Source organism: uncultured Roseobacter sp. (genome assembly GCF_947501835.1).
Lineage (GTDB): Bacteria > Pseudomonadota > Alphaproteobacteria > Rhodobacterales > Rhodobacteraceae > Roseobacter.
Window position 1 is genome coordinate 302,626 of the sequence record NZ_CANMXR010000001.1, and the last position, 24,318, is coordinate 326,943.

Consider the following 24,318-nt stretch of genomic DNA (forward strand, 5'->3'; position numbering starts at 1 on the left):
ACGATTTTCACGCCCCGTTTAACAGCGTCTCAAGCTGCGCGCGCAGGGCGTTAATGTCAATATCGTCAGGGGTTTTACGCGCCGCCAATGCGCGTTCCGCGCGGGTTTGGGCGGCTTGCGTCATCTCTCCGGCAGCTTCGGCCACCGCGCGCCGATCAGCCAGCGGCGCGTTGCAATGCAGCACCAAGTCACATCCTGCGGCAAGCGCGCCCTGCGTGATCTCGGTCAGGCTGCCTTTGAGCGCTTTCATACTAGTGTCATCGGTCATAATCAGATTGTCGAAACCGATCTCTTCGCGGATGATTTGCATGACCTTGGGCGACAGGGTTGCGGGGCGGTCATCGAGCGCCTCATAGACCAGATGTGCGGTCATCCCCATCGGCAGATCCGTCAGCGCCGCGAAAGGTGCAAAATCTTCGGCACTCAGCGCGGTGTGCTCGGCATCAACCTGCGGCAGGTCATAGTGGCTGTCGAGGGTCGCACGACCATGCCCCGGTATGTGTTTGAGGACCGGCAACACCCCACCGTCCAGCAGGCCATTTGCCACCGCGCGGCCCAAATCGGCCACCTTGGACGGGTCCGCCCCGTAACACCGGTTGCGCAGAAATTCATGTGTCGCGGGTCCCGCCAGATCCACCATGGGCGCACAATTGCTGTCGATACCGACCGCTTTGAGCTCCGCAGCAATCAGCCGGTAGCGCAGATACATCGCTTGGCCCGCATCAGCCCCTGCCTGGGCCACAAAATCCAAGGGCGGCGACCATTCTGTCCAGACCGGGCCCCGCAGCCGCTGCACCCGCCCGCCTTCCTGATCAATGGTGATCGGTGCATCCCGCCCCACGGCCTCGCGCATCTCTCCACACAGACGGCGTACTTGATCAGGGCTGTCGATATTGCGCGCAAAGAGAATGAATCCGAAGGGGTTGGCGGTGCGAAAAAAAGCTTTTTCCTCGGCCGTCAGGCTCAGGCCATCCGCATCCAGGATCGTTGCGCCAAACCGCGTCATTTCACAGCGACGGGAATGCAGTCGACGCCTTCGGCCTTGAAGGCGGAACAGAACCGGCGCGCGTCCGCCAGATCGACAAACCCCATGGCCCGCAAGCGGTAGAAGGTGCGCCCACCCGATTGCGCCCTTTGCACCACGCGGGATTTGTCCTGCAGATAATCGCCAAAGCGCGCATCCAGCCGCGACCATTCGGCCCGCGCCACATCGGCGCTGTCAAAGGCCCCGAGCTGCGCCAGACGTGTCCCGGCAGGGATCGCCGCCGCGTCAACTTCCGAGGTCGGCGTGTCGGCCACGAAAGATGCAGCCTGCAGCGTCGCGGCATTCGCAGGCCGCAACCGGGGGCGTTTGACGACCTTTTGGGGCGGGGTGGGTTCAAGCTCTGCGATCATCTCTGCCTCATCGGCCGGATCCGCAGGTGTCTCTGATAGCGGCGACGTCTCCTCAGACGCGGATGCCTCCGGCGTCGCCAGCGGGGTAACGCCCGCCGTCAGCTCAGCAACCACCGCATCGATCGCACCACTTTGCAGGTTGTCGGCAACCGAGTTTCCGCTCTTTGCGGGCACGCGTTTTGCGCCCCCAATGGTTTCCGCAGCGGGTGCCAGCGGTTCGGGCTGGGTCACCGGCGCCACCTCAGCCGCGGTAATCGGCTGATCTTCTGGTGCCAGTTCCGTGTCTTTCGGGGCAAGGACAACCTGATCGACCGGCCCTGCCGCTTCGCCCTCGGCGGCAACGGCATTGACCGCCAGCCCCTGATGCCGCGCCAATTGACCGCCCGGGTTTTCGGGCCGGATGCGCATCTCGCCCTCCGCCGCGCGGACCACGGGGATACCCGATACGTCGCGCACCATCAGCTTGTAGCCCCAGACGCCGATGCCCGCGATCAGGGCCAGCGACACAACCGCGCCCGCAACATTTGTCATCATCGTCAAAGAGTTGGGTGCCACATCGTCACCCTGCTGGCTTTCGGAATCACGCCCGTAAGCCCCCATTCCATGGGAGAATTCAATGTCCGCCATCTTCGCCTCGCTGCCACCGGGATACGATGCCCCAATGGTCTGTCTGATGCTTGCCTGCTCTGGCGAAGGTCGCGATTTTCTTACCGCATTTCCTGCGCCGGTGTGACACCAAGAATACCAAGACCGGCTGCAATTACAACGCTCGTGGCGCGTGCCAGCGCGATTTTCGCCGTTGTGACTTTTGGGTCATCCTGCACGAACCGCAAGGACGGCAGATCATGGCCCTTGTTCCAGAGCGCATGGAAGGTGCCCGCCAGTTCGTCAAGATAAATCGCCACGCGGTGCGGCTCATTGCGGCGCGCCGCCGTTTCCACCAGACGCGGCCACTCGGCAAGCTTGGCAGCCAGCCCCAGTTCGGCCTCATGATCCAGCAGGCTCAGATCTGCGGATTGCAGGGTTTCGTCATCCACTGAGATGCCTGCTTCGCCTGCCTTGCGCAGAACAGACACCCCCCGGGCGTGCGCGTATTGCACATAAAACACCGGGTTTTCCCGGCTCTGCTCCATCACCTTGTCGACATCGAAATCGAGCGTTGTGTCGTGCTTGCGCGTGAACATCACAAACCGCGTCACGTCCGGCCCGACCTGATCCACCACATCGCGCAGGCTCGCAAAGGTCCCTGCCCGGTTCGGCTTCTTGACCTCCTGCCCGTCTTTGAAGAGCTTCACCAGTTGCGTCGGCATGATATCAAGCGGCACCTGCCCTTCGGACAGTGCGGAGACCGCCGCCGTCATCCGTTTCGCATGGCCAACATGATCCGCCCTCATAACATCGATCAGCAGATCGAAACCCCGCTGCAGCTTGTCGTGGTGATAAGCGATGTCAGCGGCGAAATTCGACCAACTGCCATCGGATTTCTTGATCAGGCGATCTTCGTCATCGCCGTGGACGGTGGAGCGGAACAGCTTTTGCACTCGCGGCTCCCCGTCATCGGCCTCATTGCCCTCGGGCGGCGCCAGGGTACCGTCATAGATCAGACCCTTATCGTTCAGGTCGTTGATCGCCGCTTCGATCCCCCCGCTGCTGCAGATTGATTTTTCGGAGCAGAAGACATCCATCTCCACCCCAAGCGATTTAAGGTCCGCGCGGATCAGGTCCCCCATCGCGTCGATGGCAAACGCCTGCACGTCCCGCAGCCAGACCTGCTCACCCTTGCCCAGATAGGCATCGCCGACCTTCTCTTTCAGCGCTTCGCCCGCCGCGATCAGGTAATCACCGGAATAGGTTCCGTCGGGAAAGGCGACCTCCTGCCCCTGCGCTTCGAGGTAGCGCAGGTAGACGGAGCGCGCGAGCGTATCACCCTGCCCGCGGCTGCCGTTGATGAAGTATTCTCGCGTGACGTCATGGCCCGCAAACTCCAGCAGCGAGGCCAGCGCGTCGCCAAAAACAGCGCCCCGCAAGTCCCCGACGTGCAATAGGCCAGTGGCGTTGGCGGAGACATATGCGACATGAACGCGCTTGCCCTGCCCAAGTGTTGCCCGACCGAAATCGATGCCCTTGGATAACGCCGCAGCGATCACACCCTGCCAGACAGAGGCCGCAAGACGCAGATTCACAAACCCCGGCCCCGCAACCGCTGCGTGGGTGATCCGCGCGTCCTTGATCAGATGAGCGGCCAGCGTTTGAGCAATGTCTCGCGGTTTCATGCTGGTAGGTTTGGCCAGCACCATCGCGGCATTGGTCGTCATGTCGCCGTAGGCAGCATCGCGCGGAGGGGCGACCGTGACATTGTCCAGCGCGAGGCCCTCGGGCAACTCACCGGCGGTGACCATGTTCTGCAGGCAATCCAGCACAAGCGCTTGAATATCGGCGAAAAGGTTCATCTCTTGGGTCCTGACCGAAGCTTTCGGCGGTTTATCACGCACAAAACCCGGGTCAATCATCCAAGGCCATCGCGTGGCGACCGTGCGCCAAACCCATACCAGGGCAGGCTGACGGCGCTTGCCCCCGCAGTTTCACCATATCCTCAAGGTTTGCCCAATTGATTACCCGGTTGTGATCAACCGGTCGTGCTCCTGCAACGCAAAACGATCAGTCATACCAGCGATGTAGTCCGAGACAATGCGCGCCAGCGCGGTTTCACCCTGGGCTTCGTCCACATCCTTGCGCCATTGCTTGGGCAATTGATCGGGATGCGACATGAAATAGGGGAACAGCTCTTCGACCACCTGTGTCACCTGCGCGCGCATCTCGACAACGCTCGGCGCGCGATACATCCGATCAAACAGAAACGACCGAATGACCTTCAGGTCGGAAAACACATCGTCGGAAAACCGGATGATCGTTTGCCCTGCCCCGCGCACATCGTCAACAGATTGCGGCTGCAACGACATCAGACGGGCCTGTGCAAAATTGATCACATCCTCCACGAGAACGCCGAAGAACCGACGCAGGGCTTCGTGCCGCCTGCGGTAGTAGTTCAGGCCGGGGTAAAGCTCGTCCACCTCTTCAAAACAGGCGTTCAGGATCGGCAGCGCCGCCAGCTCATCGGTGGAAAACAGTTCCGCCCGCAGGCCATCGTGCAAATCGTGGTGGTTATAGGCGACGTCATCCGCGATGGCCGCAACCTGCGCCTCGGCGCTGGCAAACGTATGCAGTTCCAGATCATGCTGCGCGTTATAGATCTCCAGCGCCCAGGGCACGGGGCCGGTCACCGGGCCGTTGTGCTTGGCCAACCCTTCCAGCGTCTCCCAAGTCAGGTTCAACCCGTCAAAGCTGGCATAGTGCCGCTCCAGATGGGTCACGATCCGGATCGCCTGCGCGTTGTGATCAAAACCGCCAAAAGGCGCCATCAGCTCTGAGAGCGCATCTTCGCCCGTGTGCCCGAAAGGCGTGTGGCCCAGATCATGCGCCAGCGCCACGGCTTCGGTCAGTTCGGGGTTGAGCCCCAACGCCCCGGAAATGGTGCGCGCCACCTGCGCCACCTCAATCGAATGGGTCAGACGCGTGCGGTAATAATCGCCCTCATGTTCAATGAAGACCTGCGTTTTGTGCTTGAGCCTGCGAAAGGCGCTTGCATGAATGATCCGATCCCGATCACGCTGAAAACATGACCGAAACGTGCTTTCCTCTTCGCGCACACGCCGTCCCCTGGCGCGCATCGGGTCCGAGGCATAAAGAGCCGTCATCGCTGGCTGGTCCTTGTGGCCTGTCCTGAGAGTTTCTATATTGCACGGGAAGCCTTAATGAAACCGCTTGACGGAGTCCGCAGATGCAACTTCCGCCCACAGTCACACCCCGCGCCTTTGACCGGCTGGTCGAAATCGGTGCTGCCACGGAGGGAAAAGCCCTGCGGGTGGCGGTCGAGGGCGGCGGCTGTTCCGGTTTTCACTACGAGATTGTGCTGGACGAGCCGCGCGATGATGATCTGATTCTGGAAGGATCCGGGCAAAAAGTCGTTGTGGATGCGGTGTCTTTACCGTTTCTGGGCGGCGCAACAATCGACTTCACCGAAGAGCTGATCGGCGCGCGGTTCGTGATCGACAACCCGAATGCCTCGAGTTCATGTGGATGTGGCACATCGTTTTCGATGTGACATCAAGAACGCCGGATAACCTTCTGTTTCGAAATAATACTAATTAAGAACCCGCGCGCGCGAATCCTTCGAAGAATGCGCCGAACCGGTCGGACGACTGCTCCGCACCAAAGAGGATTTCCACCCCGTCATCCCCCACCGCGTCCGTCAGACCTTGGCGCATCCTTTCCCAATCGCCGCTGCGCGCGGGACCAAGGTGAAACATATATTCCGACATCGCGCGCAAGGGTCCCCTGCGGCTGACGTGGCGGTCAACATGCAACCCAGCATCCGACGGCGTGCCGGGAAAGCTGCTGTGATCGGCAAAGCCAGCCCACCAGGATGTCACTAGATACTCGTGATAGGCGTCCGTTGGCCCTGCCCCGTTGGCCCGCAACACGAACCCGCCCATTTCCCGCGCAATCCAGTCTTCCCAGATCACGCTTGGGAAGTGCCCGGCAAACCGCATGGCGACGCAGATTTCAGCAAGTAAATCAACATCCTGGTCGAGATAGGCCAGAAGGCCCGCAAACTCCAGACTTGCTAGGGCGGCTTCCTCCAGATGTGGATTTTTGGCGCCGTATTCAGACAGATAGAAAACAATATGCGTCAGCTCATAGGCTGCTTTTTTGTTGGGCAGAGCAAAAGTATCGGAACGATTGACGAAACGATGCAACCGCTCTGTCAGCCCCCGATCTTCCTGCTCAATACCGCGCCTGCTCAATAGGCGTCGTGCTTCTGCGCGTTGTAAATCCGACAGCTCCGCCTCGGCCACCCCGGCCTGGGAGGCCCAATGGCACAGCGCTGTTCCTTTGTCTTTGCCCAATCCGAGGTCTTCGAGATCCAGACAAATCGACAGTAAAAAACGGTAGTATTGCGGGAAAAACCGGAGCCGTTCCTCCAACCCATCATAAACTTGGGTGTAGGGTTCAAGCGCCGCCCCCGCCAATTGCGCGCCACCGGTGGCCAGAATATTGAGGATTTCGGCGTTTTCCTTCAGCCAGAACACATCGTCGGAGCTGCGTCGATGGCAAGCGAAATTCTGCAGCAAGAGCGCCTGGCGTTCCGGCAAGCTCTTTCTGCGCGGCAGATCCAAAGAGACGACGTTAGACATGGGGGTTCTTCCTTTGTCTTTAGGATCTGCCGTGCAAGGCTCCTGGCAGGGACCGCGCCGGAGGATGTGGCCCGGCCCGAGCCAAAAGAGACGGGTTACATGGAGGTCGTGAAAAGACCGGTGACATCGCCCGACAGCGTGTCCCGCCCGGACACCATGCTGGTGGTGAACTGGCCGGTTTCAGAACCTGCCATCACATCGGCTTCGGGAGCCATCGATGTGGTGAACAGCTCTGTCCCCACACCGCTCATCATATTGGTGCCGGCAGGTCCCATGCTGGTTGTGAAAAGTGCCGTTCCTGCGCCGCTGTGGAGATCATTTTCGGCGTGGAAAAAAGCGTCGGCAGCAGGTGTGGCGATCATTGCGTTCGTCTTCATAGCATATCCCTTTCAAATGAAGTTTTCGCCGTTTCACGCTTGCCCGTTTAACGAGAGCTTCCAAGTTTTTTTCGCGTTAACAATGTGTTAACACTTACTTATCCACAGGCGGAAATCGGCCTATCGACCCGATGCGCCACAGATCTCGATCTGGTAATCTTGGTTAATTTTTTTTTATCCACAGTGGGTAAATCTGTGGATATTAACCATTTCCAAAACGCCTGCGTTAACCATTAACGAGAATCACGGCGTCGCCGCGACGAGCATCCCGTGGCCGCGCGCCGTCATGGCTCTTGCCCTGACCTGATGGTTGCGCGATAGCTGAGGCACCCGACCAGCAGGAGCCGACCATGAAAATCGCCACATTCAACATCAATGGCATCAAGGCCCGGATCAACGCGCTGCCCGATTGGCTTGATGAGGCGCAGCCCGATGTGGCGGTTTTGCAGGAAATCAAATCGGTGGATGAGGCCTTTCCGACCGAGATTTTCGAGGAACGGGGCTATAACGTCGCCACGCACGGGCAAAAGAGCTTCAACGGCGTCGCGATCCTGTCCAAACGCCCGCTGGAGGATGTCACGCGTGGCCTGCCCGGCGATGATACCGACGAACAGGCCCGATGGATCGAGGCAACCATCACCGGCGATACCCATCCGGTGCGGGTTTGCGGGCTCTATCTGCCGAACGGCAATCCGGCGCCGGGCCCGAAATATGATTACAAACTGGCGTGGATGGCGCGGCTGCTGGCACGGGCGGAACAATTGCTGTCGGAGGAGACCCTCTTTCTGATGGCGGGCGACTACAATATCATCCCGCAGGCCGAAGACGCGGCAAAACCGGACAGCTGGCGCGAGGATGCGCTCTTCCGACTTGAGAGCCGCGCGGCCTTCCGCAAACTGATCAATCTGGGGTTGACGGACGCCTTTCGCGCGCGCATGCCAGGCCCGGGACATTATAGTTTCTGGGACTATCAGGCCGGCGCCTGGAACCGTAACAACGGCATCCGGATCGATCATTTGCTCTTGTGCCCGCAGACGGCGGACATGTTGACCGACTGCGTGATCGATAAGGACGTGCGCGGGCGCGATAAACCCTCCGATCACGTCCCGGTCTGGGTCGATCTGGCCGTGTGAGCTAACTGGGTCAGGTCGCAGGATTTGCCCTTGACCTGAAGTTACTCCAGCCCGCTATGGTCCACCCGCCGACAGAAAACGGGAGGGCTTATGCGCATTTCAGAGGTGGCCGCGAAGAGCGGTCTGAGCATCGACACCATCCGGTATTATGAGAAATCCGGCCTTTGCCCTCCCATCACGCGGGGCCGTGATGGCACGCGTCAGTTTACGGCGGAAAACGCGGAATGGCTGACGCTGCTGTCCTCGTTGCGCGACACGGGCATGCCCACCAAAGACATGCGGCATTTTGCGGGCCTCTACCAAACAGGCGATGCCACGATCCCGGAACGCAAACACCTGCTGCTCGAACATTCCAGACGACTGGAGGCGCGACACGAAACGATCAATCAGTGCAAGGCCTTACTGGCGCACAAGCTGGCGCGGTATGACCGGATACTGGGGCAAAGCTCATGAAGGTCATCGTGGTCGGCGCAAACGGTGACATCGGCAAAGTGGTTTGCGACGCTTTGGGCGCGCGGCACGATATCGTCACGGTTGGACGCTCCAGCGGGGATTTTCAGATCGATATGTCGGACCTCTCCGCAATCGATGACATGTACGCAAGCGTCGGCCAGTTTGACGCGGTCGTTGCCACTGCGGGCGACGTGCATTTCAGCGCCTTGCAGGAGCACACCGCGGAAACCTTCATGATCGGTCTGCGCCAGAAGGTCATGGGGCAGATTAACCTCGTGCTGGCAGGGCTGCGCAAAATTCGGGATCGTGGCTCCTTTACCTTAACCAGCGGCGTGCTGGACCGCGACCCGATCCCGATGGGCACTGCTGCGGCCACCGCAAATGGGGCTCTGGCTGGATTTGTCGTCGGCGCCGCGATTGAAATGCCGCGGGGCCTGCGCGTGAATGTCGTCAGCCCCTGCCTGCTGGATGTCTCCGCGCCGCGCTATGGCGCATGGTTTCCGGGGCATGATCCGGTACCCTCCCGGCGCGTCGGGCTGGCCTATGCAAAAAGCGTCGAGGGTGCGGTCACCGGTCAGGTCATCACGGTAGACTGACTTGGCGCATACAGAAAAAACCCGCCGGGCTGTCGGATTTGCAATCCTTCGCGCGTCCTCGCATCATCAGGGACCACAAGGGAGACCGCGCCATGATGTACGCAATCACGATCTATGGAGAAGCCGGGATGTTCGAAAATCTGCCGAAAGACCGGCAGGAACAGGTCATGGCAAACCACCACGCCTTGCAGGAAAAACTGCAGGACCGGGGCGATTTTATTTCCGTCAAGCTGATGCCGCCATCGTCGGCGGTGACCATCGACCCTGCGCCCGAAGCGGCGGCTGATCCGCTGATTATCGACGGCCCCTTTGCCGAGACAAAAGAGAGCTTTTTGGGTTTTTATGCCGCCGAGTTCAGCAATCTGGAGGAAGCAATCACCCATGCGCGGATGATTTCGTCCCCCATTGCCCGGCTGGAGGTCCGCCCGATCGCCTGGGCCGGAGGGGCCATTTCAACCGATTGATCGGGAAAGGCGGCGCATGTCGGATTGGCTGGAAGCGAGCTTTGCCCACCAACGCCCCAGGGCCATTGCAGCGTTGACCCGGTATTTTCGCGACGTGGAAACCGCCGAGGAAGCCTTTTCCGAGGCCTGCATCAAGGCCCTGACCGACTGGCCCAAAAACGGGACGCCGCGCGACCCCTTTGCCTGGTTTCTGACCACGGCCAGACATGCGGGCCTCGACAAACTGCGCAAGGCACAGCGCCAGACGCGCCTGCTGGCGGAAAACCGGATTGTCATGGAAAGCGATGCCCCCCCACCCCCCGATCCGCATGAATTGCGGGATGATGTCCTGCGCCTTTTATTCATCTGCTGCCATCCGGCGCTGGAGCGGCAGGACCAGATCGCCCTTGCCCTGCGGATCGTGGGCGGGTTGACCGTGCCGGAGATTGCACGGGGGTTTCTGGTCAAACCCAAGGCGATGGAACAACGGATTACCCGCGCCAAAAAGAAGATCGCCGCCCAGCCGGTGGCCTTTGAAACCCCCAGCCCGCGGGAACGCGGCAGGCGTCTGGGCGAGGTTTCCCTGATGATCTACCTGATGTTCAACGAGGGGTGGTCGACCTCGGATGCGCCAACGCAAATCCGCCTGACGCTTTGTGAGGAGGCGATACGGCTGGCCCGGCTGATGACAGAGCTCTTCCCCGGCATGGGCGAACAGGCGGCCCTGCTGTCCCTGCTCCTGTTCCAGCACGCCCGGCGCGACGCACGCATCGATGCGACCGGACATCTGGTGGCATTTGAAGACCAGGATCGGCAGCTCTGGGACCGTGCGGCGACTGCGGAAGCCACGGCATTCTTCTACAAGGCGCAGCGGATCGGGCATCAGGGCCCCTACCGCATCCAGGCGGCCATCGCGGCAGAACATGCCGCCGCGCCAACGCCGGCGCATACCAACTGGCCGGTGATTGAGGCGCATTACGCCGCCCTTCACGTGTTGCAACCGACGCCGGTGATCCGTCTGAACCTGATTGCAGTGCAGGCCAAGACACAAGGGCCGGAGTTTGCGCTGCGCGAGATGGAGACGTTGAAAACGGATCTTCAGGCCTACCGGTGGTATCACACGATGCGGGCTGCCTTGCTGACACAGACGGACCGCCCGGAGGCCGCCATCGATGCCTATCGCGCGGCCTTGGACCTTGGGCCAACCGGGCCGGAACGCACCGTGATCGAAGAGAAAATCGCCACGTGTCGAAAAAATATGGAAGGCCTGTAGGATCGCAAGCCGATCACGCGTCCTTGGTTCAGTCCCCGATGTGGGACACCGCAACAAGGAGCGACATTGTGAGCATTCTCGACATGACAACCATCGGCAATTCCGGCTGGATCGGCCATTCAGGGCCAGACCAGAACGCGGCCAAGACGTTCTACAAGGACGTGCTGGGCTGGACGATCAACGACATGCCGATGCAGGACGGGTCCAGCTATTCCGCCGCAGCGGTGGGCGAAACGGCCATCGGCGGCTTTTCCCCGATGCCGGAGGAAACCGGCGTCTGGACGATCTATTTCACCGTGGCCGATGTGGATGCAAGCGTGGCCACCGCGCAGGCCAAGGGCGCGACGCTCGTCGCACCCGCAATGGACATGCCGGGGGTCGGGCGCATGGCGACGCTGACCGATCCGCATGGCGCGCGCTTTGCCCTGATCACCTATGAAAGCATGACCGGCTGAGCGCCCTGAGAGGAGACCTGACCATGGACCAGATGCCGCAAACAACGCTAATCTTCACCGCCCTCTTCGTCCTCATGAGCGTGCCCATTTCGATCCTGGTCGGCCTGCGGCGCGCAGAGACCGGCATCATGATGCTGCATGGCGATGATGAGGATCTGCTGCGCCGTATTCGCGCGCATGGCAATTTCATCGAATATGTCCCGCTGGCCCTGCTGGCCATGGCCGGGGCAGAGATCGCAGGCGCGCCCTCCTGGCTGGTGCTGGCCTGCGGGGTCGCCTTGCTCGCCGCGCGGCTGATCCATTACGTTGCCCTGCGCCGCAACCCCACGGGGTCGGGGCGCCTGATCGGAGCGGCCCTGACCTCGCTCACGATGCTGGTCCTCGCGGCGTCGATCCTGCTGACCCTGGGCGGGGTGATCTGATGCCGCAGGACGAAGAGCTCATCGCAAGGATGCGGGCCGCCCTTGAGGGGCATGCCGGGATCAGCGAAAAACGGATGATGGGCGGCACCTGTTTTTTCCTGAACGGTCATATGCTGAGCGGTGCCCGGCGCGACAAGGATGGCCTGCGCCGTTTCATGTTCCGGGTCGGCAAGGCGCAGGAAGCTGCCGCCCTGCGCAACCCCGTCGCGCGCCCGGTTGTCCAGGGCGCGCGCAAGCTTGGTGGTCTTGTGCATGTGACACATGATGAGTGCGACGCAAAAGAGTTACAGGAATGGCTGCACCTCTGCCTCACCCACGCGGCATCCCTGCCCCCTAAATCCTGATCCGGAGGCCCCATGGATCCATTTGACCATTTCTCACCGCAGGCCCTCACCTTTTTGTCGGACCTGAAGGCGCATAATGACAAGACCTGGTTTGCAGCGCACAAACAGGTCTACGAGCAGGAGATTAAAGAACCCGCCAAAGGCTTTGCCCTGGCCATGAGCGCGGCACTAAGCACGACAACCGGCAGAGCGCATCACGCGAAAATCTACCGCATTCACCGCGATATCCGTTTCTCCAAAGACAAGACACCCTACAACACTCACATCCACCTGTCCTTTGCGCCAGAGGAGGGAGGACCCAACGCGCCGATGTGGTTTTTCGGGCTTGGCCTCGAAAGGCTTTCGCTGGGCTGCGGGGTGTTTCAGTTCGACAAGGACGGGCTCACGGCGTTTCGCGCCCAGATGGCAGGTGACAAGGGCGCCGCGTTGATCGCGCTGACCACACGTTTGCAGGACACGGGCCTGCGTGTCAGTGCACCGGCATTGAAACGCGTGCCTTCGGGCTTCGACAAAGACCATCCGCATGCGGAAGCACTGCGCCGCAAGGGGTTTTCGGCCTGGAAAGACATCTCAGACACTGGGTTTGTCACGCAGCCCGACCTTGTGACCAGAACAGTGTCAGAGATGACCCCCCTGCGTGAGGTGTTCGACTTCCTGTCGGATATCGCTTGAGCGAAGCAGCTATCATGCCGGGGGCGTGTCACTTTTCATGGCCAGAATGATCCTCTGCGCCAGGTCCAGAAAAACGCCCCTCTCGGCCTCCGACAGCCCGACAAGCGCATCGGCATTCTGAGCCACCGCCGCGGCAATGGCGGGTTCTTTCAACGCGCGCGCCTGATCCGTTAGCCAGACCCGTTGCACCCGACCATCCGAAGCATCCCGTTTGCGCACAATCATCCCGTCCCGTTCCATCCGGGTCAGCGTATTGGCCATGGTCGCCTGTTCGATATCAAGCCGGGCCACCAGTTCCTTTTGCGTTAACCCGTCTTTCTCCCAAAGCTCCAAAAGCGCCGGAAAGGTACCGGTCGTCAGGCCCAGCGGCTTGATCCGCTCCGACAGGCCCCGTGCAAAGAGCCGCGCCATGTGATTCACCAGATATCCGGCAGAGTGGTTTTGAAAGGATGTCATTCTTCTGAATACCACTTGCATAGCAAGCTATGCAATATTATATAGCTTGCTATGTTAAATCATGCATCAGGAGCAAACCAATGGTCAAAACCCTTCACCCAATTGCAGGAGGCATCGCCCTGCTCACGATCTTCACCTTCTGGATGTCGACGATCCTTTCAGAACTCTTTGGCAGCACCGCGGCAATCGTCATGGTGAAAACGCTCATTCCCTGGGGCTTCGTGATCCTGATCCCGGCCTTGATGACCGCAGGCATCACAGGTGCAACACTCTCGAAAAAGTTCCGCGGACCTTTGGTTGCCAAGAAACAAAAACGGATGCCTTTTCTGGCGGCCAATGGCATCCTGATCCTGATCCCCTCGGCGCTTTACCTATCTTTCAAGGCACAGGCGGGCGACTTCGATGCAGCATTCTATGCGGTGCAAACCATCGAACTGATTGCGGGCGCGGTGAACATTGCCTTGCTGGGGCTCAATATGCGCGACGGATTGTCCCTGACCCGGTGGCGGCGTCGCCTGACCTGAGCCTCGGCGGGTGATTTTAGATCGCATCCTGCGTTGGACGCAGGCCGCGCGGCGCCCTTACGGGGCTTCAAGCCTCCAGCTCGGCATCCCAATAAAGGAAATCCATCCAGCTTTCATGCAAGTGGTTGGGTGGGAATTTGCGGCCCATGTTGCGCAGTTCCTCTGCGCCCGGTTGACGCGGCGGCTTGCGTAGGGACAGGCCAGTGCGGTGCAGCGGTTTTGACCCCTTCTTGAGATTGCAGGGCGAACACGCTGCCACCACATTCTGCCAGCTCGTGACCCCGCCGCTGGCGCGGGGCACCACGTGGTCAAAGGTCAATTCGCCCTTGGCACCGCAGTACTGGCACCTGAATTCGTCCCGCAGAAATAAATTAAAGCGCGTGAAGGCCACGCGCTTTTGAGGTTTCACATAGTCCTTGAGAACAACGACCGACGGTATTCTGATCTCGGTACTCGGGCTTCGGACAATATCGTCATATTCGGCGACGATATCGACCCGGTCGAGCCAAGCCGCCTTGACGGCTTCCTGCCAGGGCCAGAGCGACAGCGGGTAGTAGCTGAGCGGCCGATAATCGGCATTCAGCACCAAGGCCGGCCTGTGCCTCAACGCCGCCGGGTTGCGCGTAAAATCCGTTCTGAAATCGCCGTCCATGTCTGGGCTCACCCTATGCCGATTTGCCTGTACCCTCGCGCCAACCGCGCCACCAGCGCGCGAGTCTCAAGAAGACTATATATCGTGGTTGCAAGCTGACAAGTCCTAGTGTGACCACAATATCTCGCCATTTGGTTAAGTCGATTCCGTAACGATTAAGTGACAGTTATCCACAGGCGCACTCCGGACGGGCACAAGACCCGCCCGGCGCGCGACTTTACGGGTTATGGCATCACACCGGTTTGACGCAGGTGGTCCAGGATCAGCGCAAAAATCCGGTCGTGCTGGGCCACGCGTTCCTCAGCGCCCTTGACGCAGACAACCTCATCGCCGGGCTCTTCCCGCTTGAGGATCTCATAGCCGCCTTCGACACAGGCACCCATGAAATCAAAGTGGCCCGCATCTTCGATTTCCACATGAGTGACCAGCGCATCCGGCAGGGCCGCTGCAAGGGCGCGGGACTCGACGTCCTGATTGAGCATATCCTGGCGCCCGGACCCCAACACCAGCACCGGCATGTCGATGGCCTGCAGGCTGGCCGGAGCGAAGGTCTGCGCGCCGCCGAGATCCAGCGGGATCACCGTGCGGATACGTGGATCGGACCGGTCGCTCTGCAACATCTCAAGATCATCCGCATTGTGCCCGACCTTCCAGCCGTCGAGCACATCACAATCCACGCGCTCCGGCGCATCAACACAGCCGGCGGCAAAATGTGCCGCATCATGCCGGGCGCCCGCTGCGGCCATCACCGTATAACCCCCCAGCGAATGCCCCGTGGCAGCCACCCGGGTGGGGTCCATGTGATCAGCAAACCGCGGATCGGTCAGCAGCTGATCAAAACTGACGCTGAGGTCGGTGGCACGCAGCCATAATTGCCGCGCCTGATCCGGGTCGCGGCCAAAGCTGGTGGTGCCGGGATGGTTGGGCAGGATCGAAATCACGCCTTCTGCGGCCAGCCGTTTCGCCAGCCACGCCTGATTGACCGAATTGCCGTACATCCCGTGCGAGATCATCACCACCGGGAAGACACCCGGCGCAATGCGCGCATCAAGATGGCCGGTGATGTCGCGCCAGACGGCACTGCCCCGCAACAGCTTTTCGTCTCCTTCGGCTTTGGTGGGGTACCAGACATGGCCGTCGAGCGCACGCGCGCCACCGGGATGGGCCGCCTGAAACTCGGCAACGCCCGGGCGGTGGTCCTGCGCCTCGGTCAATGTGGGCGACAGCGCGATGAGAGCGAAGCTCAAACTGGCGGTCAGGTTGAAAAGGTCTCGGGTCATGGCATGCATCCTTTATGTTGATTTGCGTGATGCTGACCACTTGAGCCGTTTGGGTTTTTCGGGCAATGGAGGGGCTGTCCTGAAAGCTGTTTCAGGACAGGTTCGCGCCCCTAACGAGCAGGAAAGACAGTGATTTCCGTGCCCCTACCGCTTTTTCTGACCGGGCTTGCCGCCTTGATGGCGGCGCTTGTGGTCACGCGAGGCTGGCTCGGGACGCACGCCAAAACACTGTTTCTGGTGCTGGCTGCCGTGATGATGATCGAAACCATTCTGGTGGCCCTGCGCTTTGCCTACCAGATCGAGGGCGTGCTGGTGATCCAGCGGTTGCTGCCCTTCTGGATTGGCCCGCTGCTCTATCTGGGTTTTCTGGCGCTCAGCGACCGTGCGGAGCATCTGCGCCGCCTCGTCGTGCTTCATCTGGGCTGGGCCGCGGCTTTCACCCTGGTGGTCGCCGCGGTGCCGCAGGTCCGCATCGCGCTCGATTTTCTGATCGCCTTCAGCTACGCGTTTTATGCCGTGCTGCTGATGCGTCTGTGGCGCGGCGGCCCGGACCGGTTGTCGCAATTGGCCGTGGCCCATATTCCCAAGATGCGACGGTTCATGGTGCTGGGTGTGCTGCTCCTGGCCGTGACCTGCCTGATGGACACGGTGATTGCCGTCGATTTCATCCGCAACGAGGGGGCAAACGTCACCCGGATGCTGTCCCTTGGCAGCCTGATCCTCATCCTGCTCTTTGCCGGTGCCGCGTTCTGGATCGGCAAGGCCCCTACCGGCAAGGAGACCACCACATCCCTCTCTGATCAGGACGATGATGTCGTCACCCGCGCCACGCAGTTTTTGGAGGAGACCCGGCTTTTCACCGATCCCGATCTGTCGTTGACGCGGCTGGCCCGGCGCATTGGCGTGACGGATCGGGTGCTGTCCACAGCCGTGAACCGGCAAACCGGCAAAAACGTGTCGCAATTCATCAACGGGTTTCGGGTGACGGCAGCGGCTGATCTGCTGCGCGCCACCAATGACCCGGTGAGCGCCATTGGTGAGGCCGCGGGGTTTCTGACCCGCTCCAATTTCTATACGGAATTCCAGCGCGCCTATGGCCAAAGCCCGGGCGCCTATCGCAAAGGCTAGGCGCAGGCCCGCATCCCGCCGCACCTGCACCGTTGCCGCGAAGAAGTGTTCCCTGCCACAAGAACAGAAAAAAGGGACACATATATATGTGTCCCTTTCCGGCGCGGCGCCCGGGCCTGCCTCTGGGAGGACAGGCGGACCCGCTACCCGCCTACGGCCTTGCGGTGCTCATTGTAGGCGGCTTTGATCCCATTACCGCTTGTGATCTTGTCGGGATTGGGCTTGTACCATTCTTCCTTTTCATGATGGCGCTGCCAAAGCCGACCCTCCTTGTCAACAACATGCCGCCAGCAGTTTTTCTTGACCTCATCCGGCTCGTCCTTGTCTTTCCATTCCCAGACCGCCTCATAGCAGAGCGTGCCTTTCGAGGTCACATACCATTTGCCATCGGCGTAGGACTTGCTGTTGTCCTTTTCGCTGGTCCAGACGGCCTGAAATACGCCGCTGCCGCCCCAATAGGACCCACCGCGTGACCAGTTCCAGGTGTTGCCCAAATAGGCTTCGATGACCCGTTGCGGATCAGCCGGTTTCGATCCGCGCGGTTTTTTATCCGCCAATGCGGCGGTGCCTGCGGTCATCAAAGCAACGGTCATCACGGCGCCTAAAGCACCTTTCATCGTTTTAAAAATCATATTTTCCTCCAAATGAAACGTGTCTCTATTCCACGCGATTCCCCCGAACCGCGTCATGATCCATCTGGACTATGCCGGTGAAAAAGACGGCTTTTGCGTTTGGCGTGAGGATTTTCTGTGAGGGCAGCAACCGGCCACAATGAGCTTGCGGGTGCGTGGCCTTGATCGCCGATGATGCGGATTTCCGCCAAGCGGTTACAGACTGAGCTTGTCCCGCATGAAGGCCAGCGCCACCGACAGACCATCAGGCGCGATGCCGTGGCCCGTGCCCTTCATGATATGAGCATAGACGTCTTTCCATCCCGCTTCCTGCAATGCCTCTGCCGCCTGGGGCAGCGATTGTGGCGGGACAACATCATCCGCATCCCCATGCACCAGCAGGATCGGCGGGCGCACAACCACCTCATCCGCCAGTGTTTCGGGGCTGAGCAAACGGCCCGAAAACCCGACCACACCCGCGATCTCATCTTCGCGGCGCGGGGCAATGTGCAGCGCCATCATGGTGCCTTGGCTGAAGCCAAAGAGCACGACCTGTTCCGGCAAGACATCCTCATCCACCATCAGCGCGTCGAGAAAGGCGTTCAGATCCTCAACCGCCTGCATCATCCCGCGCATCGATTCCTCTTCGGAGGAGCCGTCAATCCAAGGGATCGGAAACCACTGAAACCCCATCGGGGCCCCGGCGCAGGCTTCGGGCGCGTCAGGCGCGATGAAAAGCGTATCCGGCAGGTGTTCACCCAAAGGGTCGGCGAGACCAAGAAGATCGGCACCATTGGCCCCGTAGCCGTGCAGGAACACGACAACGGACCGCGTGTCCCCGGATACCGGCGCCCGCCGCCCTGCATTCAAAACCCGTGTCATGTAATCCCGTCCCTCTGCTTTGCGTGTCTGTAGTAGGCAAAGAGCAGCCGCGCCGCAACCGACCGCCAGGGCGACCAGTTTTCCGCCAGCTGCCGCAGGACCGGTTCGCGGGGGCGTTCGGGCAAATCGTAAAGCAGGCGCGCCGCTTCCTGCAGCGCCAGATCACCGGGGGCGAATACATCCGCCCGCCCCAACGAAAACATCGCATAGATCTCGGCAGTCCAGACACCGATGCCGGTGACGGCGGTGAGTGTTTTGACAACCTCGGCGTCAGGCGACTGGCGCAGTGCTCCAAAGTCGATCTCGGCCGCGGCCAGCGCATGGGCATAGCGCGCCTTCTGACGACTGAGACCGAGATCGCGCAAATCGCCCTCGGATCGCGCACGCACCGCCTCGGCGTCAATCACACCCGCCGCTTCCAATTTGCCCCAAAGCGCGCGGGCAGAGGCGGTGGAGACCTGCTGACTGACAATCGCACTGAGCAATTGGGAGAACCCATCCGGTCTGCGCCGCAGGGGCAGCGGCCCAGTGGTTTTGTAGGCCACCGCCAGGACAGGATCTTGTGCCGCCAGCCACGCAGCACCTTCGGCAACATCCGCGTCGGTTTCGACAATCCGGCCAATGCTCAAGGATTGGCTTCCCAGGCCAGCGCCTCAGCAACCGTTTCGACCACGGGCATGGCCACTGGCGGATCCGGCCGGTCGATCATGGAAACCCGCACGCCCAGACGCCGCGCGGCAAGCAGTTTGGACATGCTCGCGGCGCCCCCGACATTCCGACAGATCAGCATCGAGATGCGGAGATCGCGAAACAATTGCTCTTCATGGCGTTGCGAAAAAGGCGGTTTCCCGACCACATAGCTCACGAAGGAAAACGGGGGCGGCGCTGTTGGGTTCTGGGTTTGGCGTAAAAACAGCGCCTGCCCGGCAAATTCGGCAAATTCCGGCAGCGAGGCGCGGCCGGTATTGCTGAAAACCCGTGCATTTGCCGGGATTTCCTTTGCGGCCTTTTCGACCGAAGTATAACGTATCCACCGGTCCTGGCCCGTGGGACGCCAGGAGGGCCGCAGCACCCGTACGTAACGTAGATTTCTCTTTGCGCATAGCACCGCCGTGCGGCTCGAAATGGTTGCATCGAACGCGTGGCTGGCATCGATCACGCAGGCCACTTGATTGTCTTCAAACCATTGATCCAAGGCATTCGCGTCATGAAACGGACCGATCCGCGTGGGCACCGGCAAGGGGTCAAAGACGCGTTCCGGCTCCGGCAGGCTGGCAATGACGTTGCGCCCCCGGGTCACCAGCCGTGACACGATGCTATGCGCCTCGCGTGCACCCGCCATGACCAGAGTTTTTGTACCGTTTCGCATGGAGCGACTTTATGTCAGATCGCCGGGGGTGCAAGAGGGCTTGCTCACTTCGCGCAAGAGGATTACGCACACGGCATGCAACATGTGGATGATAGTCGCGCCAAGCGCAACGTGGCAGTGCTGGTGATGGCACAGGCCTTTCTGGGCAGTCAGATCACCATGATGTTCGTTGTCGGCGGTCTCGCCGGGCAGCAAATGGCCGTGAATGCCTGCCTTGCCACCCTGCCGATTTCAATGATCGTCTTTGGCTCGATGACCACGGCACCCTGGCTTTCGGGATTGATGCAGCGTTTTGGTCGGCGCGCGGGTTTCATCGTCGGCGCGGCGGGGGGGCTTCTTGGGGCCTCGATTTGCGCCTATGCGCTGACGCTCTCGAATTTCTGGATCTTTCTGGTCGGCAGCTACCTGACAGGCATCTATATGTCATCGCAGGGTTTTTTCCGCTTTGCGGCTGCCGATACCGCCTCTGATGCCTTCCGGCCTAAAGCGATTTCCTATGTCATGGCAGGCGGGCTCCTGTCTGCCATCATCGGGCCGCAGTTGGTGGGGTACCTGACCAGCACTAATCCCGACGCGACGGTCATGCGGTTCTTTCCGGTCTATCTGGCTGCCATGGCGCTGAACGTCATGGGCATGTTCCTCTTCGCCTTCCTCGACATCCCCAAGCCGCCCAAAAGGACTGTGGACAGCCCGCATGGTCGTTCCCTGGCAGAACTGTTGAAAACGCCGCGCATTGCCGTGGCTGTCATCTGCGCCATGGTGTCTTACGCGCTGATGAACCTGGTGATGACCTCCACACCGCTGGCGGTTGTGGGCTGTGGCTTTGCGGTGGCCGACGCCTCCAATGTGGTGACCGGGCACGTGCTGGCGATGTTTGCGCCGTCCTTTTTTACCGGCCATCTGATCGTACGTTTCGGCGTGGAGCGGATCATGGGCCTGGGTCTGCTGATCCTGGGCGCCGCCGGGGCTGTTGCCCTCTCTGGTGTGGAACTGGGGCATTTCTTCGTGGCCCTCATCTTGCTGGGGCTGGGCTGGAACTTTGGTTTCATCGGGGCCACGACGATGCTTGCCGGCGCGCATGCGCCGCATGAACGCGGACGAATGCAGGGATTGAACGACCTCTTGGTCTTTGGCGGTGTGACCTTGGCGTCGCTGTCTTCCGGCGGTCTGATGAATTGCTCCGGCGGCACGCCGCAGGAAGGCTGGGCCGCCGTCAATATCGCGATGGTGCCTTTCCTCGTGCTCGCGGGGGGGGCGTTGATCTGGCTGGTGCTGCGGCCCAGAGAACAGACCGTCTGAGGGGGCGCTGCCCCCCGGTGCGTCGCACCTCCCCCGGGATATTTTTAGCCAGAAGAAGTCAAATTCGGCGTTTCAGGCGTGCGAGGATCAGCGCAGCGCTGCGCAGGATCGCAGGTTCCGCAAGCTGGCCGCGGGCCACAAGCTGCGGGGTCTTTTGTACGCGGCGCAGGATGCCCCGCGTACGCCACCCTGAGAGCAGCACCAGAAGGGAGGGCGTGCTCAGGCGGGTTTGCCGCTTGAGATCACTCAAGGCGGCGTTTGCGAGCTGCAACAGCGTTTCCGGTCGCCCGTCGTGCATCGGTTTTTTGCCCCGCGCTTCCAGCTCAGGCAGCGCCTGCATCCAGTTCGCCAGTGCGATGGCGCGCGCCACCCGACGAAAATCAGCTTCATCCTCAGCGGCGGCGTCCAGCGCGCGCGCCGCCGTCCACAGCAGGTTGCCAGTGGTCGCGTCGAGATATTGCCAGAGCGCGGCTTCATCCTCGAAAGCGTCGCTGCCAATGTCCCAGCGACGCGCCGCCACCAGATCGTCCAGCAGTCTGGCCCCTTTGGCATCAAGGCAAGCAGCGAGCGGCGTGACCACTTCGTGGCGGCGCACTGGGGTCCCTTCGGCGATTTCCTCGAGGGCATCGCGCCACCACTGCAAGCGCATTTCCGCGATCATCGGCTCCTGCGTGAGCCAGGGCGCGCGCGATACCTCGACGTTGAAGGCGTAGAGCGGGAAGAGAATGCGCCGGGCCGTGACCGGGCTGGCCATCGTGGCCGCAAATCGGTCCGGGTCGCCTTTTTCCACCAGTGCTGCACAGGCGTTGAGGTCCGCGTCAAACTGCATTCGGGCGCACAACGCTGAGCAGATAGCCGAAACTTTCGCGATGCGCACGCCAGACCGCCGCTTCGGTGCGGGCCTCCTCCAGAACCTGCGTCAGCGCGCCACTTGCGCCGGGGCTCAGCTTTGCGATGCGTTGATCAAGCGGCCCGTAGTAATCTTCCCAGGCCCTGTCGGATATTTTGCGGGTCGCCAGAGTGGTATAGCCTGCGGCCTCCACCCACGCAGCCACGCCCGCCACATCGGTCATCTCTGGGTAGTCCGCCCAGAGATCCACCGCCGCTGTCGGGCGGTCCTCGGTGAACCAGCAGACATGGGAGAATGCGACCACACCGCCGGGGGCGAGCGCCTCGCGCCAGCGCTGTAATCCTTCGGTCACGCCTAGAAAATAGAGCGCGCCAGCACACCAGATCATATCGTAGGGGCCGGTGATGTCGGACATGTCCGCCACCAAAAGCGTTACATTCGGATCATCGCCCTGCCGCGCGCGGGCCTGTTCCACAAAGCCCGCGACCTTGTCCATCGCGTCGACATGCCCCCGAGGGGCCACCCGGCGCAGCGCCGCGATATCGGCGCCCGGACCACAGGCAGCGTCACAGATCCGCGCATCAGGTTTCAGATCGGCGATCTCTGCGGCCCAGGCCACATCGACGTCTTCGCCCGGCCCCTCGCGCGGCAAATCGCGGTGCAATTCGAAAAAGGCGTCCCAATAGGCGTCGCTCATGCCGCAACCTTTCGGTCGCGCAGCAGTTTCCAGCGGATCGCATCCAGCAGCGCCTCGAAAGAAGCGTCCACTATATTCGCGGAAACCCCAACCGTCGACCAGCGCCGCCCCTGCCCGTCTTCGGAATCGATGATCACACGGGTCACCGCCTCGGTGCCGCCCTGGGTGATGCGCACCTTGAAATCCACCAGCCGCATGTCGTCGATGATCGCCTGATAGGGGCCAAGATCCTTGGCCAGCGCCTTGGCCAGCGCGTTTACGGGGCCGCGATCCGAGCCCGTCTCATCCATGGATTCGCTCACCGACAGCTTTTTGACGCCATCGACTTTCACGACCACCACGGCCTCCGACAGGCTGATCATCTTGTCATATTTGTTTTTGCGCCGCTCCACCGTGACGCGGTAGCGTTTGACCTCAAAGAAGTCCGGCATCTGGCCCAGGGCCGCGCGGGCCAGCAGCTCGAAACTGGCCTGCGCGGTGTCGTAGGAATACCCCTCTGCCTCCCTCGCCTTGATCCGATCCAGGATCAGGCCCAGGGCCGGGTCGCCTTTTGCCACGGTAATGCCCGCAGCGGTCAGACGTTCGCGCAGGTTGGATTGCCCGGCCTGGTTCGACATCGGAATGATGCGCGCATTGCCCACGTCATCGGGTGCGATGTGCTCATAAGTGGTCGGGTCCTTGGCAATTGCCGAGGCGTGCAGCCCCGCCTTATGCGCAAAGGCTGAAGAGCCGACAAAAGCCGCCTGCCGGAAGGGCACCCGGTTGAGGATTTCATCCAGCATCCGGCTGGTCCGTGTCAGCCCTTTGAGCGCTTTTTTCGTAACGCCAATCTCAAACCGGCTGGCATAGGGGTCTTTCAGCAGCAGGATCGGGATGATCGAGGTCAGGTTGGCATTGCCGCAGCGCTCGCCCAGACCGTTCAGTGTGCCCTGGATCTGGCGCGCGCCGGCATCAACGGCCGCGAGCGTGCAGGCGACTGCATTTTCCGTGTCGTTGTGCGTGTGAATGCCCAGATGGTCGCCCGGAATGCCCGCGGCAATCACCTCTGCGGTGATCCGCCCGACCTCTTCGGGTAGCGTGCCGCCATTAGTATCGCATAGCACAATCCAGCGCGCGCCCGCGTCATAGGCCGCGCGCACGGTTTCCAGCGCGTAGGCCGGGTTGGACCGGTATCCGTCAAAGAAATGTTCGGCGTCAAACAGCGCCTCGCGCCCCGCGGATTTCAGGTGGGCAATCGATCGCGCGATGTTATCGGTGTTGTCTTGGAGCGCGATCCCGAGGGCCGCGCGCACGTGAAAATCATGGGTTTTGCCCACCAGGCAGACCGCTTTGGTACCAGCGTTCATGACCGCGGCAAGGACATCGTCGTTTTCCGCGGAGATGCCCACACGTTTGGTCATGCCAAAAGCCGTCATAGTCGCGCGGGTCTTCGGGGCGGCATCAAAAAACGCGCTGTCGGTCGGGTTGGCGCCGGGCCAGCCGCCTTCGATGTAGTCAACGCCCAGCGCATCCAACGCTTCGGCGATGGTGCGCTTCTCCTCGGTGGAAAACTGGACGCCCTGCGTCTGCTGCCCGTCGCGCAGGGTGGTGTCGTAGAGATAAAGGCGTTCGGTCATGGCTGTCTTTCGCAAAAGTAGATGGCTCGGCGCAAGCCGCGCGAAAACAACGGTCCGGGCTTACAGCCCGGACAGCCCCCGACCGCCCCCCCGGGCGGGGGCTTCACCCCCACCCGCGGTCGGGGGCTGTCCTTGG

29 protein-coding genes are annotated in these 24,318 nt (G+C 61.2%); 13 read left to right on the forward strand and 16 right to left on the reverse strand.

The genetic code is table 11. From position 1 onward, the window contains the following. Positions 1 to 7: 7 nt before the first annotated feature. From nagZ to Q1A20_RS01495, 4 genes are all read right to left on the reverse strand, one after another. Complete coding sequence (gene nagZ / locus Q1A20_RS01480; RefSeq protein ID WP_299915607.1) at positions 8 to 1,006, reverse strand: beta-N-acetylhexosaminidase; 999 nt, start codon at positions 1,004 to 1,006, stop codon at positions 8 to 10. Further along, the gene (locus Q1A20_RS01485; protein WP_299915609.1) at positions 1,003 to 2,022 is read right to left on the reverse strand and encodes an SPOR domain-containing protein; all 1,020 of its coding nucleotides are present in this window, start codon (positions 2,020 to 2,022) and stop codon (positions 1,003 to 1,005) included. The genes nagZ and Q1A20_RS01485 overlap by 4 nt, the downstream gene beginning before the upstream one ends. An 80-nt stretch (positions 2,023 to 2,102) precedes the next feature. Then, positions 2,103 to 3,845 carry an arginine--tRNA ligase gene (gene argS, locus Q1A20_RS01490; protein ID WP_299915611.1) on the reverse strand — a complete coding sequence of 581 codons (1,743 nt, stop codon included), beginning with the start codon at positions 3,843 to 3,845 and terminating at the stop codon, positions 2,103 to 2,105. Between the two features lie 162 nt (positions 3,846 to 4,007). Further along, entirely contained in the window at positions 4,008 to 5,150 is a 1,143-nt protein-coding gene (locus Q1A20_RS01495) for a deoxyguanosinetriphosphate triphosphohydrolase (RefSeq protein ID WP_299404348.1), read from the reverse strand. Between the two features lie 83 nt (positions 5,151 to 5,233). Here Q1A20_RS01495 and Q1A20_RS01500 point away from each other — a divergent pair, with 83 nt between their 5' ends. Then, on the forward strand, positions 5,234 to 5,557 hold the full coding sequence (locus Q1A20_RS01500; protein ID WP_298969784.1) for an iron-sulfur cluster assembly accessory protein: 324 nt from the start codon (positions 5,234 to 5,236) through the stop codon (positions 5,555 to 5,557). Between the two features lie 43 nt (positions 5,558 to 5,600). On the opposite strand, the gene Q1A20_RS01505 is transcribed toward Q1A20_RS01500, so the two are convergent. Both Q1A20_RS01505 and Q1A20_RS01510 read right to left on the reverse strand, forming a co-directional pair. Beyond that, complete coding sequence (locus Q1A20_RS01505) at positions 5,601 to 6,650, reverse strand: hypothetical protein (RefSeq protein ID WP_299404345.1); 1,050 nt, start codon at positions 6,648 to 6,650, stop codon at positions 5,601 to 5,603. Between the two features lie 95 nt (positions 6,651 to 6,745). Then, positions 6,746 to 7,027, reverse strand: coding sequence for a DUF6749 domain-containing protein (locus Q1A20_RS01510; protein WP_299915613.1), 282 nt, complete (start codon positions 7,025 to 7,027; stop codon positions 6,746 to 6,748). 350 nt (positions 7,028 to 7,377) lie between these two features. Between Q1A20_RS01510 and xth the strand changes: the two genes are divergently transcribed. The 9 genes from xth to Q1A20_RS01555 all read left to right on the forward strand — a co-directional run bounded on the left by xth (position 7,378) and on the right by Q1A20_RS01555 (position 12,818). After that, on the forward strand, positions 7,378 to 8,160 hold the full coding sequence (xth, locus tag Q1A20_RS01515; protein ID WP_299915615.1) for an exodeoxyribonuclease III: 783 nt from the start codon (positions 7,378 to 7,380) through the stop codon (positions 8,158 to 8,160). A gap of 90 nt (positions 8,161 to 8,250) precedes the next feature. Then, positions 8,251 to 8,613: a MerR family transcriptional regulator gene (locus Q1A20_RS01520; RefSeq protein ID WP_299915617.1), complete on the forward strand. Its 363-nt coding sequence runs from the start codon at positions 8,251 to 8,253 to the stop codon at positions 8,611 to 8,613. Then, a complete protein-coding gene (locus Q1A20_RS01525; protein ID WP_299915619.1) occupies positions 8,610 to 9,209 on the forward strand; it encodes a short chain dehydrogenase in 600 nt (199 codons plus the stop codon). Before Q1A20_RS01520 ends, Q1A20_RS01525 begins: the two co-directional genes overlap by 4 nt. A 92-nt stretch (positions 9,210 to 9,301) precedes the next feature. After that, on the forward strand, positions 9,302 to 9,673 hold the full coding sequence (locus Q1A20_RS01530) for a YciI family protein (protein WP_299915621.1): 372 nt from the start codon (positions 9,302 to 9,304) through the stop codon (positions 9,671 to 9,673). Between the two features lie 16 nt (positions 9,674 to 9,689). Further along, positions 9,690 to 10,925 carry a sigma-70 family RNA polymerase sigma factor gene (locus Q1A20_RS01535; protein WP_299915623.1) on the forward strand — a complete coding sequence of 412 codons (1,236 nt, stop codon included), beginning with the start codon at positions 9,690 to 9,692 and terminating at the stop codon, positions 10,923 to 10,925. Positions 10,926 to 10,993: 68 nt separating this feature from the next. Next, complete coding sequence (locus tag Q1A20_RS01540) at positions 10,994 to 11,380, forward strand: VOC family protein (protein WP_298969792.1); 387 nt, start codon at positions 10,994 to 10,996, stop codon at positions 11,378 to 11,380. 23 nt (positions 11,381 to 11,403) lie between these two features. Then, positions 11,404 to 11,802: an MAPEG family protein gene (locus Q1A20_RS01545; protein ID WP_298969793.1), complete on the forward strand. Its 399-nt coding sequence runs from the start codon at positions 11,404 to 11,406 to the stop codon at positions 11,800 to 11,802. Further along, a complete protein-coding gene (locus tag Q1A20_RS01550) occupies positions 11,802 to 12,146 on the forward strand; it encodes a TfoX/Sxy family protein (RefSeq protein WP_298969794.1) in 345 nt (114 codons plus the stop codon). The genes Q1A20_RS01545 and Q1A20_RS01550 overlap by 1 nt, the downstream gene beginning before the upstream one ends. A 12-nt stretch (positions 12,147 to 12,158) precedes the next feature. Then, positions 12,159 to 12,818, forward strand: coding sequence for a DUF2461 domain-containing protein (locus Q1A20_RS01555; protein ID WP_298969795.1), 660 nt, complete (start codon positions 12,159 to 12,161; stop codon positions 12,816 to 12,818). Between the two features lie 12 nt (positions 12,819 to 12,830). Here Q1A20_RS01555 and Q1A20_RS01560 read toward each other — a convergent pair whose 3' ends face one another. Beyond that, a complete protein-coding gene (locus tag Q1A20_RS01560) occupies positions 12,831 to 13,274 on the reverse strand; it encodes a MarR family transcriptional regulator (protein ID WP_298969796.1) in 444 nt (147 codons plus the stop codon). Between the two features lie 80 nt (positions 13,275 to 13,354). Here Q1A20_RS01560 and Q1A20_RS01565 point away from each other — a divergent pair, with 80 nt between their 5' ends. After that, complete coding sequence (locus tag Q1A20_RS01565) at positions 13,355 to 13,798, forward strand: hypothetical protein (RefSeq protein ID WP_298969797.1); 444 nt, start codon at positions 13,355 to 13,357, stop codon at positions 13,796 to 13,798. Between the two features lie 67 nt (positions 13,799 to 13,865). Here Q1A20_RS01565 and Q1A20_RS01570 read toward each other — a convergent pair whose 3' ends face one another. Together Q1A20_RS01570 and Q1A20_RS01575 are read right to left on the reverse strand one after the other, a co-directional pair. Continuing rightward, positions 13,866 to 14,450 (reverse strand): HNH endonuclease, encoded by a 585-nt coding sequence (locus tag Q1A20_RS01570; protein ID WP_298969798.1) that lies wholly within the window; start codon positions 14,448 to 14,450, stop codon positions 13,866 to 13,868. 224 nt (positions 14,451 to 14,674) lie between these two features. Next, positions 14,675 to 15,730 carry an alpha/beta fold hydrolase gene (locus Q1A20_RS01575; protein WP_299915627.1) on the reverse strand — a complete coding sequence of 352 codons (1,056 nt, stop codon included), beginning with the start codon at positions 15,728 to 15,730 and terminating at the stop codon, positions 14,675 to 14,677. Positions 15,731 to 15,859: 129 nt separating this feature from the next. Here Q1A20_RS01575 and Q1A20_RS01580 point away from each other — a divergent pair, with 129 nt between their 5' ends. Further along, entirely contained in the window at positions 15,860 to 16,858 is a 999-nt protein-coding gene (locus Q1A20_RS01580; RefSeq protein WP_299915629.1) for an AraC family transcriptional regulator, read from the forward strand. Between the two features lie 143 nt (positions 16,859 to 17,001). Here the strand turns inward: Q1A20_RS01580 and Q1A20_RS01585 are convergent, their stop codons facing one another. The 4 genes from Q1A20_RS01585 to Q1A20_RS01600 all read right to left on the reverse strand — a co-directional run bounded on the left by Q1A20_RS01585 (position 17,002) and on the right by Q1A20_RS01600 (position 19,720). Beyond that, complete coding sequence (locus Q1A20_RS01585; protein WP_299404320.1) at positions 17,002 to 17,490, reverse strand: DUF995 domain-containing protein; 489 nt, start codon at positions 17,488 to 17,490, stop codon at positions 17,002 to 17,004. A 195-nt stretch (positions 17,491 to 17,685) separates the two neighbouring features. Then, positions 17,686 to 18,351 (reverse strand): alpha/beta fold hydrolase, encoded by a 666-nt coding sequence (locus Q1A20_RS01590; protein WP_299915632.1) that lies wholly within the window; start codon positions 18,349 to 18,351, stop codon positions 17,686 to 17,688. Then, positions 18,348 to 18,980, reverse strand: coding sequence for a DNA-3-methyladenine glycosylase 2 family protein (locus Q1A20_RS01595; RefSeq protein WP_299915634.1), 633 nt, complete (start codon positions 18,978 to 18,980; stop codon positions 18,348 to 18,350). Before Q1A20_RS01595 ends, Q1A20_RS01590 begins: the two co-directional genes overlap by 4 nt. After that, positions 18,977 to 19,720, reverse strand: coding sequence for a precorrin-6A/cobalt-precorrin-6A reductase (locus tag Q1A20_RS01600; RefSeq protein ID WP_298969804.1), 744 nt, complete (start codon positions 19,718 to 19,720; stop codon positions 18,977 to 18,979). Before Q1A20_RS01600 ends, Q1A20_RS01595 begins: the two co-directional genes overlap by 4 nt. 75 nt (positions 19,721 to 19,795) lie before the next feature. On the opposite strand from Q1A20_RS01600, the gene Q1A20_RS01605 reads away from it, so the two are divergent. Next, on the forward strand, positions 19,796 to 21,019 hold the full coding sequence (locus Q1A20_RS01605; protein ID WP_299404310.1) for an MFS transporter: 1,224 nt from the start codon (positions 19,796 to 19,798) through the stop codon (positions 21,017 to 21,019). 58 nt (positions 21,020 to 21,077) lie between these two features. Here the strand turns inward: Q1A20_RS01605 and Q1A20_RS01610 are convergent, their stop codons facing one another. Genes Q1A20_RS01610 through cimA form a run of 3 tightly spaced genes read right to left on the reverse strand, consistent with a single transcriptional unit; the run spans position 21,078 to position 24,182 of the window. Next, a complete protein-coding gene (locus tag Q1A20_RS01610; protein ID WP_299404307.1) occupies positions 21,078 to 21,848 on the reverse strand; it encodes a squalene/phytoene synthase family protein in 771 nt (256 codons plus the stop codon). Then, positions 21,838 to 22,566 (reverse strand): trans-aconitate 2-methyltransferase, encoded by a 729-nt coding sequence (locus tag Q1A20_RS01615; protein ID WP_299404305.1) that lies wholly within the window; start codon positions 22,564 to 22,566, stop codon positions 21,838 to 21,840. The genes Q1A20_RS01610 and Q1A20_RS01615 overlap by 11 nt, the downstream gene beginning before the upstream one ends. Next, entirely contained in the window at positions 22,563 to 24,182 is a 1,620-nt protein-coding gene (gene cimA, locus Q1A20_RS01620; RefSeq protein ID WP_299404302.1) for a citramalate synthase, read from the reverse strand. The genes Q1A20_RS01615 and cimA overlap by 4 nt, the downstream gene beginning before the upstream one ends. Positions 24,183 to 24,318 lie beyond the last annotated feature (136 nt).